Origin of the sequence: Azospirillum sp. TSO5 (assembly GCF_003116065.1) — a bacterium.
GTDB lineage: Bacteria > Pseudomonadota > Alphaproteobacteria > Azospirillales > Azospirillaceae > Azospirillum.
Genome location: NZ_LGQY01000103.1, coordinates 1 through 15,637 on the forward strand (window position 1 = coordinate 1; position 15,637 = coordinate 15,637).

Here is a 15,637-nt window from a genome sequence, read left to right on the forward strand (position 1 = left end):
GCCTCCCCCTCCCCCGCCGCCCGTCACGCAGCCGGATCCCACTCCGGAGCCCGTCCCTGATCCGACACCGGTCCCCACCCCGGATCCCAGTCCCGATCCCACTCCCGTCCCGCCCGCCGATCCCGCCTCCACCCCCTCGACACCGGCCGCCGGCGGGCAGTTCAACGCGCTTGCCTACATCGCCTCCTATCCCGACCTGATCGTCGCCTTCGGCACCAACACCGAGGCCGCGACCCAGCATTACCAGCAATATGGACAGGCGGAAGGGCGGACAATCACCTTCGACCCGCTGGCCTACACCGCCTCCTACCCCGACCTGATCGCGGCCTTCGGCACCAACACCGATGCTGCGGCCCGGCATTACATCGAGTTCGGCTACAGCGAGGGGCGGCATCCCAACTTCGATGGGCTGGACTACATCGCCTCCTATCCGGACCTGATCGCGGCCTTCGGCACCGACGCCAACGCCGGCACCCGCCATTTCATCGAGCATGGCTCCGCCGAGGGGCGCAGCGTCACCTTCGACGGCTACAACTATCTGGCCGCCAACCGGGACGTCGCCCTCGCCTATGGCCTCAGCCCCGACGCCGCGGCCACCCATTACATCCAGTTCGGCCGGTCGGAAGGCCGCCCGGCCCAGGGCTTCGACGCGCTGCGCTACATCGCCAGCAACCCGGACCTGATCCAGGCCTTCGGTCCCGACGTCCAGGCGGCCGAAATCCACTATGTCCAGTTCGGCTACAGCGAGGGCCGGTCGCTGACCGCCTTCGACCCGGCGGCCTATCTGGCGAGCCATCCGGAGGTCGCCACGGAGTTCGGCACCAGCGACGCCGCGGTCGAGCTGGCCTACATCAAGCGCAGCACCTCCTCCGAAACAGTGGCGATGCCCGCCTTCGCCGCTATGACGCCCATCGCCGTCACCATGCTGGCGGCCGGGATGACCGGATCGGAGACGCTGGGGATCGACGGCGGCTTCCACGACGCTTCGTCGTCCACCCTGGCGTCCGGCCTGCTGGCGGCGGGGGATGGCGGGCTGTCCACCCGGCAGCGGACGGAGCTTCCGGCCTGAGGTTGGAGTTGAGGATGGGCCTGAGGAGGAAAAGGGCGGCCTTGGGGCCGCCCTTTCCTCAGCGGCCCTTGCGCTCGGTCTTCTCCATGGAGGGCAGCGCCACGTCGATCAGCAGCCGGTGGCCGCGGTCCTTCTCCGGGGCCAAGGTGGAGACGGCGAGCAGCCGGACGGCATCCCCCTTGGCGTCGCCCTCCTCGTCGCTGAACAGCAGGCGGGTGCCGGTGCCGCTCCGCTCCGCCCGGTAGGCGAGCGTCGTTGCCGGCAGGCGTCCGGACGGGGCGGCCTGCCACAGCGTGCCGGGAAGCATCACCTCCAGCCGGCCGTCGGGGCGGCGCACCGGCGTCTCGAAGCGCGGGTCCTGGTCGAGGTCGAGCACGACGCGCAGCCCGTCGCCGCCGTTGGCGGTGCGGATGCGCTCCACATGGCGGGGCATCGCGGAGGCCGCCACGGTCTGGACACCAGTCGGGCGGGTGGGCGCGTCGGGGGCCGGCTTGACGCCGGGACGCAGGATCTCCACCGCCGGCTCCGTCCGCAGAGCGGGGGCGCCGTCCTGCGGCTCGGGCTTCGCCGCCGGGATCGGGGGGGCCGGAGGTTGGGGAGCAGGGATGGAGGTTGAGGCTGGCTGTGCCGCCGGCTGGGTCTCGACAGGCTGGAGTTGGGCCGGCTGGACTTGTGACGGCTGTTGGGGGGCGGGCTGCGCGGGAGCCGGCTTGGCCGCGTCCCCGGCCTGTTCCGCGAAGCCGCCGCGGCGGCCCTCGGTGCGGCCCTGCCGGACGTAGTGGGCATAGCCGCTGGAGAGCTGCCCGTTGCGGACGGCGGCGGCGACGTCGGGGTTGGCGGCCAGATAGGCCCGTTCCCGCCAGCCGGTCGGCGGCGCCAGGGTGGTGTCGATTTCCGCGGAGCGGCGCCAGTTGGACAGCAGCGACGGCATCGATCCCTGCAGCCCCAGCCCCTCCACCGCCAGCGACAGCCACAGGGGCGTCAGCAGCAGGAATAGAAGGCGCAGGAGCTGGGGGATCGGCGACAAGGCGGGGGGTGTCCGGCGAAGGGGGAGACGGCACCGGTCCCGGCGGTCCGGCTGTGCTGCATGCCTACTCCCAAGCGCCTCGTCGGGTCCAGGAAAAGCGGTTGGAGAGAAGCCGTGCCAAACCGTTCGGCCATCCCTCCTTTGAACGGCGACGATGCGGGGTACCCCATCGTTCGGGTGGCCGTGGGGGAAGGCGATGCTCACCTTCGAATGGCCGCAGCCGTTCGGCGCCACCCCTTAGAGTTTCGGAACCGGGAAGCCTTCATGGAACAGATGCGAGACGGATCGCCGGCCGATCCGGCGCGGGACCCCTCCCCCCCACTCTCCAATGGCCAGCCCCAGGCCGAAGGTCCCCATCCCGGCTCCAATTCCGGGCCCAATCCCGGCTCAAATCCAGGACCCCGTCTCGATCCCGGCATCGCCGGGCTGGTTTCGGCTCTGCGCATGCTGGGGATTCCCGCCGATTATGACGGCGTGCGCCATGCCTGCGGCGGCGAATCCCCCGACCTGACCGGGCTGGTCCGCCAAGCCCACCGGCTGGGCGCCAAGGCCCGCGTGGTGAAGACCAAGTGGGAACGGCTGGAGCGCACGCCGCTGCCGGCGCTGGTCCCCGGCCCCGACGGCGGCTTCCTGGTGCTGGCCAAGGCCGGCAACGACCGCGTGCTGGTGCATGACGCGGCGACCAACCAGACCCGCATCCTCGACCGCGAGGGGTTCGAGCCGCTGTGGAGCGGCCGGCTGATCTGCCTGGGGCGCAAGGGCACGCTGGGCATGGGCCAGCCGCGCTTCGACGCCCGCTGGTTCGGGGCGGTCGCCTGGAAATACCGCGGCATCCTGGGCGAGGTGCTGCTGGCTTCCTTCTTCATCCAGCTGTTCGCGCTGGTGACGCCGCTGTTCTTCCAAGTGGTGGTCGACAAGGTGGTGGTGCATCGCAGCCTGGGCACGCTGGACGTGCTGATGGCCGGCATGCTGGCGGTCATCCTGTTCGAGGCGGTGCTGGGGGGCCTGCGCACCTACACCTTCGCCCACACCGCCAACCGGCTGGACGTGGAGCTGGGGGCCAAGCTGTACCAGCGGCTGCTGTCGCTCCCCATGGGCTATTTCGCGGCGCGCCGGGTCGGCGACAGCGTCGCCCGCGTGCGCGAGCTGGAGACGATCCGCAACTTCATGACCAGTTCCACCATCACGCTGGTGCTGGATCTGCTGTTCACCGTGGTCTTCCTGGGCGTGATGCTGGTCTACAGCCCGATGCTGACGGCGATCGTCGCGGCCTCCTTCCCCGTCTACATCGTCATCAGTCTGGTGGCGACGCCGATCCTGCGCCGCCGGCTGGACGAGAAGTTCGCCCGCGGCGCCGAGAACCACAGCTTCCTGGTCGAGACGGTGTCGAGCATCGAGACGGTCAAGGCCATGGCGGTGGAGCCGCGCATGCAGCGCCGCTGGGAAGACCAGCTGTCCGGCTATGTCCGCGCCGGCTTCCGCGCCGGCAACCTGAACAACGTCGCCAGCCAGTCGGTGCAGTTCGTCTCCAAGATCTCGACCATGCTGGTGCTGTGGCTGGGGGCGAAGCTGGTGATCGAAGGCAGCCTGACGGTGGGCGAGCTGGTGGCCTTCAACATGTTCGCCGGCCGCGTCGTCCAGCCGGTGCTGCGCATCGCCCAGCTGTGGCAGGACTTCCAGCAGGTGCGGCTGTCGATGCACCGCATCGGCGACATCCTGAACACCGCGCCCGAACCGCTGCAGAGCGCCGGCCGCGCCGCCATGCCGGCGATCAGGGGCGACCTCACCTTCGACCACGTCACCTTCCGCTACCGCCATGACGGGCCGGAGACGCTGAGCGACGTGTCGCTGCACATCCCGGCGGGACAGGTGGTCGGCATCGTCGGCACGTCCGGCTCGGGCAAGAGCACGCTGGCCAAGCTGCTGCAGCGCTTCCATGTGCCGGAGCGCGGGCGGGTGATGGTCGACGGCACCGATCTGTCCACCGCCGACGCGGTGTGGCTGCGCCGGCAGATCGGCGTCGTGCTGCAGGACAATGTCCTGTTCTCCGGGTCCATCCGCGAGAACATCGCGCTGACCGATCCGACCATGGAGATGGGCCGCGTCGTCGCCGCGGCGAAGCTGGCCGGTGCCCACGACTTCATCGTCGAGCTGCCCGACGGCTACGACACCGTGGTGGGGGAGCGCGGCGCCAGCCTGTCGGGCGGGCAGCGGCAGCGCATCGCCATCGCCCGCGCGCTCGTCACCAACCCGCGCATCCTGATCTTCGACGAGGCGACCAGCGCGCTCGACCATGAATCGGAGCGGATCATCCAGGCCAACATGCGCCGCATCTGCGCCGGTCGCACCGTGCTGATTATCGCCCACCGCCTGTCCACTGTCGCCATCGCCGACCGCATCGTCACCGTCGAGCGCGGCCGCATCGTCGAGGACGGCGCGCCCGACGAGCTTCTGCGCCGCGGCGGCCGTTACGCGACGCTGTTCCGCGGCCAAATGGGGGGCCAGATGGGGCAACTGCCGGGCGGGAACCCGCCGCCGACGGACGGGCTGATCGAACAGCGGGCCGCGGGCTGAGGGGAATGAACGCCATGAGCAAGACGACCGCCGCGGTGAAGGCCACTCCCTCCGCGCCCACCCCTCCCGCCTCCACTCCCGGTGTGAAGCCGCCGGCCAACGCGCCGGGCACGCCCGGCGGTCCGCGCCCGCCCACCAAACTCCAGGGGCGGCCGCAGAAGCGGCGCCGCGACGAGATGGACTTCCTGCCCGATGCGCTGGAGATCCTGGAACGGCCGCCCTCGCCCACCGCGCGCATCTTCACCGGGGTCATCATGCTGGCCTTCACCGCGGCCTGCGCCTGGGCGTGGTTCGGCCATGTCGACGTGGTGGCGGTGGCGCAGGGCCGGGTGGTGCCGAGCGGCCGGACCAAGACCATCCAGCCGATGCAGACCGGTGTCGTCCGCGCCATCGACGTGGAGGACGGCCAGCTGGTCAAGGCCGGCCAGACCCTGATCGAGCTGGACCCGACCGAGGCCGCCGCCGACCGCGACCGCATCCGCTCCGACCTGTCGGCTGCCCAGGCCGAAGCGGCGCGGCTGCGCGCGGCGCTGGAGGTGGTGAACGGCAAGCCCGACGCCACCTTCGCCCCTCCGGCCGGCCTGTCGGCCGATCTGGCGCGGATGCAGAGCCAGCTTCTCGCCAGCCAGATCGCCGAGCAGCGCGCCAAGCTGGCGGCGCTCGACCGCGAGGAAGCCCGGCGCGAAGCCGACCGCGCCACCGTGGTGCAGACCATCGCCAAGCTGAACGCCACCCTGCCGCTGATCCGCGAGCGGGCCGACGCGCTGTACGACCTGTCGAAGCGCGGCACCTCGTCCCGCTTCCAGTATCTCCAGCTTCAGCAGGATCTGGTCGGGCAGGAGCAGGAGCTTCTGGTCCAGAAGATCAAGCTGACGGAGGCCGATGCCTCCATCGCCGCCACCGCCGAGCAGCGCCGCCAGACCGAGGCCGAGTTCCGCCGCCAGCTCTACACCAACCTCGCCGAGGCCGAGCGCAAGGCCGCCTCGCTGGAACAGGAACTGGCCAAGGCGGAGCAGCAGGTCGATCTGCTGCGGCTGACCGCGCCGGTGGACGGCTATGTCCAGCAGCTGGCCGTACACACGGTGGGCGGCGTGGTGACCACCGCCCAGCCGCTGATGGTCATCGTGCCGGAGGACAGCCATCTGGAGGTCGAGGCCTTCATCCCCAACAAGGACATCGGCTTCGTCCAGACCGGACAGGTGGCGGAGGTGAAGGTGGAGGCCTTCTCCTTCACCAAATACGGCCTGATTCCCGGCCGCGTCGCCTCGCTGTCCAGCGACGCCGTGCAACAGCAGCAGCAGGCCGACAAGGGGACGGACAAGAGTGGCACCAAGGCGCCGGAGGCCGGATCGGTCTATGCCGCCCGCATCGCGCTGGACCGCGACACGCTGGAGGTCGACGGCAAGCAGACGCGCCTGCAGCCGGGCATGACGGTCAGCGCCGAGATCAAGACCGGCCGCCGCCGCATCGCCGACTACCTGCTCTCCCCCCTCTCGCGCAGTGCCCAGGAAGCGATGCACGAGCGGTAGGAGCCTCTCCCAGAATCCCCCTCTCCCCCCCGGGGAGAGGGTCGGGGTGAGGGGGATGCACTGCGAGGATTTGGTGGGGATCTGAGAGTGCGCGACTCTTGAAGATCCTCGCCGCGCGACCCCCTCACCCTAACCCTCTCCCCAGGGGGGAGAGGGGATCTTCATTCCGTTACGCCGCCACCCCATGCGCCATGTCGTGGGCGTCGTACCAGGCGTGCAGGCCGTGGGCGGCGTCCTCGAAGGCCGGGAAGGTTTCCGGCATCCAGGCCGTCGTGACGTCGGCCGTCCCGTGCGACGCCGCATTGGCCGACACGGCGTGGCCCAGCAGGTCGCTCGCCTGAAGCTCGGCCACCTGCGCCTGGGCCGCGGGGTGCGCACCGAACAGGCTCTTGTCGGCGGCGACCACCAGCGTGCCGTTCCACCACATTCCGCTCTGGCCCTTGACCACGTCGCGCGCGTCGAGCGCGCCCTTGTCGTAGGTCACCGCGGCGTCGGTGGCGGCATAGCGGTGGCCGTTGACGCTGACGCTGTCGACGAACAGGTTGCGGTCCTGGCCGCCGGCGAAGCCGTCATTGTCGTACTGGACCTGCACCTTGTGGGCGCTGTCGGCCGAGACGGTGGCGGTGAAGGCGTAGTTCTTGGCCGCAGTGCCCACCGTGGCGCCGCCGACGGCATGGCCGTCGACCAGCAGGGTGAAATGGGCGTTGACCCCGGCGGCCGCCGCGCCCTTGGCGTTGACCAGGATGGCGGCGCTGGTGGTGGCGGGGGCGCCGGTTCCGGGCACCGTCGTCGTGCCGTAGAGCTGGCCGATCTTCGTCAGCAGCGCCTGGGTGTTCAGGTCGGTGTAGCCGGTGCCGGCGATCGGCGTCCCGGTCTGGTGCGCCAGCGACAGGAACTCGTCCTGGGTCAGGGCGCTGCCGCGCAGCGCGATCGCCTCCTGCTGGGCGAGCGCCACCGCGGCGGTCACCGCCGGCGCGGCGAAGGAGGAACCGTTGCCCATCAGCGTCCGCCCGGCCAGATCGGTCAGCCGGATGTCGGTGCCGTCGGCGCAGAGGTCGGTGATGCCCGGGACGCGCTGGGCCCAGCCCGGCATGGTGCCGTCGCCGCCCGACGCGCTGACGCAGATCGTGTTGTGGTCGGCGGCGAAATAGGACACGTCGGTCGCCGTCCCGTTCTGCCCGGCATTGCCGGCGGCGGCCGACACCAGCACCCGCTTGGCGGCGAGGCTGGCCAGCTCGTCCGACAGGATGGTCGTGGTCTCCGAGGTGGCGGAGCCGCCGGCCAGCGACAGGTTGACGCCGACGATGTTGTAGTCCGACGCATGGGCCACGACCCATTGCAGCGCCTGCTCGATCGCTGACCCCGAGGCGGTGGTGGCGCCGTCCGGCATCACCTTCAGCGCGATGATGCCGAGGTCCGGCGCCTGCGACAGGATGGTGGAGGTCACCAGGGCGCCATGGGTGTCGGCGCTGGGGTTGCGCGCGTCGGCGTCGTTGTTGGCGTAGTCGTGCTGATAGACCACGCGCGACGCGGCCTCCCAGGTCGGTGACCAGCCGCTGTCGATGACGACGACCGTCTCGCCCCGGCCGGTATAGGTGCTGTTCGCCATGCTGTCGGTCCCCGTCCTGCTGCCGTCGATAAGATGCGGGACGGAGTATGGCGGCTGGCGGTGTGGCCTTCGGATGATAAGGACGGGGCGGATTGTGGGCGCTCCACCCTTATGCGTCGTCGCATAAGGGTGGAGCGCAGAAGGATCAGGTGAGGTCGTCCAACTCCACGCGCAGGGCCTCGGCGATGCGCTTCAGGGCATCCACCGAGCCGTTCCGCGTCCCGGCCTCGATCTGCGAGACGTAGGACTGCTTAAGGCCGGCGGCTTCGGCGAGCTGGGTCTGCGTCAGGCCGCGATGATCGCGGAACACCTTGACCGGATGCTCCCCCTCCAGCAGCCGCGCCGCGACCTCGTCGGGGAAGGTTTCGGGGGAGGCATTCCGATAGGCGTCGTATGCCTGGATCGCCGCGGCTTCGTCGGCGGCCTCGCCATTGCGGATGATCTGTGCCGGGTTGATCATGGATAATCCTCAATGTAGGCGGTTCTCGTGGCGTAGCGGCAGTATTGCTTTTCGCAATGCCTCTTCCAACGACGCTGAGAAGATTCGCGGCTTTGAGGGAGTATAAGTCTGGCCCCCTCCGTCCCGCGCCCCACCTGTAAAAGGACGGTCAGGCGAGACGGAGCAGTGCTGTGCGAGGGGTGTGGATGAGGGTGCCGGTCCATTATCGCTGGGGGTTCGCCGCCCTGGTGTTCCTGCCGTCCGCCGGAGCCGCCCAATCTCCCGCCGCCCCTCCTCCCGGCGCGCCGGTGCTGGAGTTGCCGGTGCGCTGCCGGATCGGGGCGGAGTGCTTCGTCCAGAACTATGTCGATGCCGATCCGGGGCCGGGGATGCAGGACTTCGCCTGCGGGCGGCTGACCTATGACGGGCACAAGGGGACCGATTTCCGGCTGCCCGACCTGGAGGCGATGCGGCGCGGGGTGGCGGTGGTGGCCGCGGCCCCCGGCACGGTCGCCCGCGTGCGCGACGGCATGGAGGATGTCAGCATCCGGCAGAGCGGCGGCGCGCCGGCCGGGCGGGAGGCCGGCAACGCGGTGGTGGTCGATCACGGCAACGGCTGGGAGACCCAGTACAGCCACCTGAAGCGCGGCAGCATCGCGGTCAGGCCGGGCGACCGGGTCGAGGCGGGCACGCCGCTGGCCGAGGTCGGGCTGTCCGGCAATACCGAATTTCCTCATGTCGATTTCGGCATCCGCCACGACGGCCATACCCTGGACCCCTATACCGGCAAGGAGGCGGGAACCGGCGAGGCGCCGGCCTGTGCCGTTGACCGGAACGCCGCCGACCAGGACACGGCTCCGATGCCGGTGGGCACGCTGTGGAGCGACGCGGCGCGCCGGACACTCGCCTACCGGCCGAGTGCGCTGCTCGGCGCCGGTCTGGCGCCCGAGGCGCCGAAGGCGGAGGTGGCGCGGGACGGCGGCTATGGCGGCAAGCCCCTGCCCGTGGATGCGCCGACGCTGGGGGTGTGGGCGGAACTGATGGGCGGGCGGAAGGGCGACCGGGTGACGCTGGAGGTGACCGGTCCCGACGGCCGCCGCCTGTCCCGCAACGAGGGCGCGGTGCCGCGTCCGCTGGCCGTGCTGTTCTTCGGCACCGAGGTGAAGAAGCCCGTTTCCGGTTCCTGGCCGCCCGGTCCCTACCGGGTGACGGTGACGCTGCGCCATGGCGACGAGACGGTGCTGCGGGAGGAACGGCGGGTCGAGTTGCGCTGAGCGGGTTGAGCGGCAGGCGTTCAAGACAACGCGGAGTAATGGGCAAGTGACAACTGCCATGGCCCTGGCATTTGTCACGAAATGAACACGGACATGCCTCACGAAAGTGTACATCCGAAAGGATGAGACTACCTCCTTATTAAGTATTTCTGCCGTGTGATTGCCCGGTATCGGCAAGGCAATCCGGCAATGACAGACACGCAGCAGGCTTTCTACGTCGCGACCAACGGCAACGATTCCTGGTCGGGGCGTTTGGCGGCACCCAATGCCGACGGCACCGACGGTCCCTTTGCCACGCTGGAACGCGCGCAGAGCGCGATGCGGGCGACCGGCATCCGCGACACCTATGTGCGCGGCGGCACCTATGCCATGGCGCGCACGGTCACGCTGACCGGGGCCGACAACGGCGTGCGCATCATGGCCTATCCGGGCGAGACGCCGGTGTTCAGCGGCGGCGAGCGGGTCGGCGGCTTCACCGCCATCGGCGGCGGGCTCTATGCCGCGCCGACGTCCACCACCGGCCTCGACCTCTTCATCGGCGGGGTCCGGCAGAAGGTGGCGCAGACCGGCGACTGGAACGCCGGCGACGCCAAATCCGGCTGGTCGGTGCTGGAGGCGGCGGCCGGCGGCGCCAGCAAGACCAGCCTGCGCATCGGGGCCGGCGACGGGGCGATGGCGGCGGTGCTGGCCGCCGGGGTCCAGCCGGGCATGATGGTCCAGACCTTCGACACCGAACGGCTGTCCGACAACATCGTCGGCGTCGCTTCCGTCGATGCCGGCAGCCGGACCGTCAACTTTACGCAAGGGGTGAAATACGCTCTGCGCAGCGGCGGCACCTATCGCCTGCTGAACGACGACGCCTTCATCCGCGACGCCGGCGAGTTCGCCTGGCAGGCCGAGACCGGCCGGCTGGTGGTGAAGCCGCAGGACCCCGGCACCCTGCTGGCCCAGGGCGCGGTGGTGCCGCGGCTGGGCACGCTCCTGGCGCTGAACGGGGCGAGCGGCGTCACCCTGCAGGGGCTGACCTTCGCCGACACCACATGGGACGGCTCGGCCCTGACGCTGACCAATTCATCGGGCAACAGCATCGCCGGCAACCGCTTCGTCGATGCCGGCACGGCGATGACGCTGACCGGATCCTCCGGCAACGTGATCGAGGCCAACCGGCTGGAGCATCTGGGGGCCGGCGGCATCAAGGTCGCCTATGGCAGCAACGGCAACCGCATCAGCGCCAACAGCATCGCCGGCATCGGCGAGGTGCTGAAGGACGTCGCCGGCATCCAGCTCTACGGCACCAGCGGCACGCTGGTCTCCGGCAACGACATCCGCAACAGCCCGCGCTACGGCATCTCGATCAAGAACTGGGACGGCGCCACCGTCAACACCGACACGGTGGTGGAATACAACCGCATCTACGACTCGATGACCGAGACCGCCGACGGCGGCGCCATTGAGATGCTGGGCCGCTCCAACGTCGACACCCGCACGACCATCCGTGGCAACGACATCCGCAACGTCGGCGGGCTGGCGACCGACGGGTCGGGCTGGCTCGACCGCCAGAAGAGCTTCGGCATCTATCTGGACGACATGGCCAACGGCGTCGCCGTCCGGGACAACTTCATCCAGAACACCGGCTGGGCCAGCGTCTTCATCCATGGCGGCGATTCCAACAGCGTCACCAACAACTTCGCCACCCTGTCCAACCCGCGCGAACGCTTCATCCGGCTGGAATGGGTGCCGAGCGCCGGCAACATCGGTCTGCTCAGCAACAACAGCGTCACCGGCAACGTCATCTCCTCCTCCACCGGCGTGGATTACTGGGAGTTCTGGACCCCCGGTTCCTACACCGTCACCAACAACCTGCTGCAGGGCGTGCGCGGGCTGACCGGCGGCGACACGGTGTCGTCGGGGCTGTTCGCCAACCCGGCGGCCGGCGATTTCCGGCTCGGCAGCGGAGCGGCGGCAGGCTTGGGAATTCATGACCTGGACTGGGCGCGGATGGGGTCCGCCCCGCTGACGGTGCCGGGAATCCCCAGCCCCGGCGCGGGGAGCGGTGGAGGCGGTTCGGGAGGCGGGACCACCCCGGCGACCGGCACGTCCACGGCCTCATCCGGGCAGGCCTTTTCGCCGCTGGCCTACATCGCCTCCTACGGCGACCTGTCGGCGGCCTTCGGCGCCAATGCCGCCGCCGGCGCGGCGCATTACGCCGCCATGGGCCGGGCCGAGGGGCGGACGGTGACCTTCGATCCGCTGGCCTACATCGCCTCCTACGGCGATCTCGCCAACGCCTTCGGCACCAACGGCGATGCCGGTGCGGCGCATTACATCACCATGGGCCGGGCGGAAGGCCGGGCGGTGAGCTTCGACCCGCTGGCCTATGCCGCCTCTTACGGCGACCTCGCCGCCGCCTTCGGCACCGACCGGACGAGCGCCGAGATCCATTACATCACCATGGGCCGGGGGGAGGGCCGGACGGTGAGCTTCGACCCGCTGGCCTATCTCGCCTCCTACGGCGATCTCGCCGCCGCCTTCGGCACCGACCGGACGAGCGCCGAGATCCACTACATCACCAACGGCCGGGGGGAGGGCCGGACGGTCACCTTCAATCCCACGGCCTACCTGGCCGCCAACAGCGACCTTGCCGCCGCCTTCGGCACCGACACCACCCGGGCCGAGTTGCATTACCTGACCAACGGCCGGACCGAAGGGCGGACGACCGGCTTCAACGCGTCGGGCTATCTGGCGGCGAACGCCGACGTGGCGGCGGCGACCGGCGGCGACCTGACGGCGGCGATGCGGCACTACATCGTCTTCGGCAGGCTGGAAGGCCGGGCGCTGAGCCCCGCCTCCGCACCCCGCGCGGCGGCGATGATTCCCGACAGCGGCATGCTGGCTGCCGCCGGGATGGGGTGAGGCGCCAGCTCTCCCGCCGGCCCTCTACCCCTGCCCCTCTCCCGCCTGACCGGGTGACAAGCCAAGCGTGAGCCGTTACAACGGCCCGTTCGGCGCCGCTGTCCCGCGGCACCCGGATTTCCATGCGGGGATGATGGCCCAGGCTCTTCTCGACACCCCCTTCGTCCAATCGGCGAAGCCCGGTTCCGGCTCCGGTCCGGGGAAGCCGTCCGGACGGCGGTGGCCGCTGCTGGTCAAGCTGGCGGTGACGGTCGTGGTGCTGGGCGCGCTCGCCGCCGGGGCCGACTGGGCCGGCATCGCCGCACGCCTGTCGGCCGCCGATCCGTGGCTGTTCGCCGCCGGCTTCGCCGTGAAGGCGCTGACCCTGCCCTTCGCCTCGCAGCGGTGGCGGGCGGTGGGGCGGGCCGCCGGCTTCTCCCTGACCCGCTGGACCGCCTTCCGCCTGCAGATGGCCAGCGGATTCGTCGGCCAGATCCTGCCGGGATCGGTCGGGGCCGACCTGTTGCGCGGCTGGTTCACCTGGCGGCTCGGCCATCCGGCCGGCCCGGTGATGCTGGCCCTGCTGGTCGACCGGCTGATGGCGCTGCTGGGGGTGGTGCTGATCGGGCTGATCGGGCTGCCGCATCTGGCCGCGGTGGCGCCGCCCGCCGTCGCCGGCACCGTGCTGGCCGGGGCGCTGGTCCTGGCCGTCGCCATGGGCCTGCTGCTGCTGGCCGGGCGCATCCCGCGCGACCGGCTGCCGATCCCGAAGCGGCTGCGCGACGGTGCCCTGGGGCGGACCCTGTGGGGGGCGGTGGCGCAACTGCGCGCCATGGCCGGCAACCCGGCCGCCTGGGCGGCGCTGGGCCACAGCATCGGCGTCCATCTCGCCACCATCACCGCCACCATCCTGTTCGCCCGCTCGGTCGGCCTGCCGCTCGGCTGGCTGGACGGGCTGGCCATCGTGCCGGCCGCCATCGTCGCCGCCGCCTTGCCCGTCTCGCTCGGTGGCTGGGGCGTGCGCGAGGGGGCGATGGTCGCCGGTTTCGCGCTGCTCGGCTTCGATGCCGACGCGGCCCTTCTGGTCTCGCTGCTGATCGGGCTGTCGATCGCCGTCCTGTCGCTGCCCGGCGGCCTGTTCTGGCTGCTGCTGCGCAACGAGACCGCCGACCGGACGGCTGTCCCGACGTCTGCTGTCCCGACATCTCATGGCGGACCCGACGCCTTTCCCACGGATTTCTCCCGATGACCGACCAGCCGACCCCGACGCTTTCCCGGAGCGCTTCCATGGATGCCGCCACGCCGGACACGTCTGCCCCCGCAGCCGTCGAGACGCGCGGCCTCTCCCCGCGCCAGCAGCGCATCCGGTCGCTGTTCGACGCCATGGCCCCCCTGCGCGACCGCTGGGCCGAGCGCAACCGCGCCTTCCACGAGGGCGACCGCGCCTATCTGCGCTTCCTGATTCCGGAAGGGGCGACGGTGCTGGAGATCGGCTGCGGCGTCGGCGACACGCTGGCGGCCCTGAAGCCGTCGCGTGGCGTCGGCATCGACCTCAGCCCGGCGACCATCGCCGTGGCGAAGGCGCGCCATCCGCAGTTGGAGCTGATCGCCGCCGACGCCGAGGATCCGGCGACCATCGACGCCATCGAGGGACCGTTCAGCCACATCCTGCTGTCGGGCACCATCGGCTTCCTCGACGACATCGAGGAGACGCTGCGCCTGCTGCGCCGGGTCGCCACTCCCAAGACCCGCATCATCGTCAGCTATCATTCCCGCGCCTGGGAGCCGATCCTGTGGGCGGCGGAGAAGCTGGGGATGCGCATGCCGCAGGGCCAGCAAAACTGGCTGTCGACCAGCGACATCGTCAACCTGCTGGATCTGGCGGGCTGGGAGCCGGTGCGCCGCGAATGGCGCCAGCTGATCCCGAAGCGGCTGTTCGGGCTGGGCACGCTGGTCAACCGCTACGTCGCGCCGCTGCCGGGCATCCGCCGGCTGTGCGTGCGCAACTATGTCGTCGCCCGGCCGCAGCCCACCGTCGAGGCGGTGACGGTCGACGGCAAGCCGGCCTCGGTCACCATCCTGATCCCCTGCCGCAACGAGCGCGGCAACATCGAGAACGCCATCCGCCGCCTGTCCCGCTTCGCCCCCGACATCGAGGTGATCTATGTCGAGGGCAACAGCCAGGACAACACCTTTGATGAATGCCTGCGCGTCCGCGACGCCTATCCCGACTGGGACATCAAGGTCATGAAGCAGCCCGGCAAGGGCAAGGGCGACGCGGTGCGCGCCGGCTTCGCCGTGGCGCGCGGCGACATCCTGATCATCCTCGACGCCGACCTGACGGTGCCGCCGGAGACGATGGGGAAATTCTATCAGGCGATGGTGTCGGGGCGCGGCGAGTTCGTGAACGGCACGCGGCTGGTTTACCCGATGGCGCCGGAGGCGATGCGCTTCCTGAACTTCCTGGCCAACCGGGCCTTCGCGCGCATCTTCTCCTTCCTGCTGAACCAGCGTTTCACCGACACGCTGTGCGGCACCAAGGTGCTGTGGCGCGAGGATTACGAGACCATCGTCGCCAACCGCCATTACTTCGGCGATTTCGACCCGTTCGGCGATTTCGACCTGATCTTCGGCGCCGCCAAGCAGAACCTGAAGATCGTCGAGGTGCCGGTGCGCTATGCCGACCGCAGCTATGGCGAGACCCAGATCTCCCGCTTCACCCACGGCTGGCTCTTGGCCCGCATGGTGGTGTTCGCCTGGAAGAAGCTGAAGGCGTTCTGAACGCGGTTCCAGTTTGGTGGCTGGCGTCTGCCGGACGTCTTGCGGCGGCATGACGCCTTGCGTCTGTCCCTGTGCTTGGCTATTCAGCTTGGTGCCACATGGGTTACCAACTTGAATGCCTGAGATCCGGGAGTATCTTTACGAGGACGGCCGAAGTCCCTTTGCCATCTGGTTTGACACGCTGGAACCGCGTGCCGCGGCGAAGGTGGCGACGGCCTATGCCAAGATTGAACGCGGCGAGGTTGGAAAGCTGGAGCCCGTCGGTGCAGGAGTGCTGGAGTTCAAGATTAGTTATGGTCCCGGATATAGGGTTTATCTGGCTTATGACGGTACCAAGCTGGTGATCCTCCTCGGCGGCGGTGATAAGAGCCTGACCCGAAAAGAATTGAGTGATTTCAGTCCCTTGTGATTCGATCGATGTTGCGAAGCATGACGAATGACAA

The 15,637-nt window shown here is 69.8% G+C and carries 10 protein-coding genes and 1 pseudogene; 8 read left to right on the forward strand and 3 right to left on the reverse strand.

Annotated features, from left to right (window positions below; all coding sequences use genetic code 11):
• Positions 1 to 1,069 (forward strand): annotated as a pseudogene (locus TSO5_RS32785) (hypothetical protein); the annotation flags it as partial.
• A 58-nt stretch (positions 1,070 to 1,127) separates the two neighbouring features.
• On the opposite strand, the gene TSO5_RS23445 reads toward TSO5_RS32785, so the two are convergent.
• Complete coding sequence (locus tag TSO5_RS23445) at positions 1,128 to 2,096, reverse strand: hypothetical protein (RefSeq protein WP_109153888.1); 969 nt, start codon at positions 2,094 to 2,096, stop codon at positions 1,128 to 1,130.
• 264 nt (positions 2,097 to 2,360) lie between these two features.
• Here TSO5_RS23445 and TSO5_RS23450 point away from each other — a divergent pair, with 264 nt between their 5' ends.
• The gene (locus TSO5_RS23450) at positions 2,361 to 4,670 is read left to right on the forward strand and encodes a type I secretion system permease/ATPase (protein WP_247870923.1); all 2,310 of its coding nucleotides are present in this window, start codon (positions 2,361 to 2,363) and stop codon (positions 4,668 to 4,670) included.
• Between the two features lie 14 nt (positions 4,671 to 4,684).
• Positions 4,685 to 6,199, forward strand: a complete 1,515-nt coding sequence (locus tag TSO5_RS23455) for an HlyD family type I secretion periplasmic adaptor subunit (protein WP_109153896.1) — start codon at positions 4,685 to 4,687, stop codon at positions 6,197 to 6,199.
• A gap of 169 nt (positions 6,200 to 6,368) precedes the next feature.
• Here the strand turns inward: TSO5_RS23455 and TSO5_RS33790 are convergent, their stop codons facing one another.
• Positions 6,369 to 7,808, reverse strand: a complete 1,440-nt coding sequence (locus TSO5_RS33790; protein WP_348981062.1) for a carbohydrate-binding domain-containing protein — start codon at positions 7,806 to 7,808, stop codon at positions 6,369 to 6,371.
• A gap of 145 nt (positions 7,809 to 7,953) precedes the next feature.
• On the reverse strand, positions 7,954 to 8,268 hold the full coding sequence (locus TSO5_RS23470) for a helix-turn-helix transcriptional regulator (protein ID WP_109153889.1): 315 nt from the start codon (positions 8,266 to 8,268) through the stop codon (positions 7,954 to 7,956).
• Positions 8,269 to 8,453: 185 nt separating this feature from the next.
• Here TSO5_RS23470 and TSO5_RS23475 point away from each other — a divergent pair, with 185 nt between their 5' ends.
• The 5 genes from TSO5_RS23475 to TSO5_RS23495 all read left to right on the forward strand — a co-directional run bounded on the left by TSO5_RS23475 (position 8,454) and on the right by TSO5_RS23495 (position 15,603).
• A complete protein-coding gene (locus TSO5_RS23475; RefSeq protein ID WP_109153890.1) occupies positions 8,454 to 9,521 on the forward strand; it encodes a M23 family metallopeptidase in 1,068 nt (355 codons plus the stop codon).
• A gap of 189 nt (positions 9,522 to 9,710) precedes the next feature.
• Positions 9,711 to 12,434 carry a right-handed parallel beta-helix repeat-containing protein gene (locus TSO5_RS23480; protein WP_109153891.1) on the forward strand — a complete coding sequence of 908 codons (2,724 nt, stop codon included), beginning with the start codon at positions 9,711 to 9,713 and terminating at the stop codon, positions 12,432 to 12,434.
• Between the two features lie 67 nt (positions 12,435 to 12,501).
• Complete coding sequence (locus tag TSO5_RS23485; protein WP_247870924.1) at positions 12,502 to 13,662, forward strand: lysylphosphatidylglycerol synthase transmembrane domain-containing protein; 1,161 nt, start codon at positions 12,502 to 12,504, stop codon at positions 13,660 to 13,662.
• Entirely contained in the window at positions 13,659 to 15,194 is a 1,536-nt protein-coding gene (locus TSO5_RS23490) for a glycosyltransferase (RefSeq protein WP_109153893.1), read from the forward strand. Before TSO5_RS23485 ends, TSO5_RS23490 begins: the two co-directional genes overlap by 4 nt.
• Before the next feature lie 115 nt (positions 15,195 to 15,309).
• A complete protein-coding gene (locus TSO5_RS23495) occupies positions 15,310 to 15,603 on the forward strand; it encodes a type II toxin-antitoxin system RelE/ParE family toxin (protein WP_109153894.1) in 294 nt (97 codons plus the stop codon).
• Positions 15,604 to 15,637: the final 34 nt, after the last annotated feature.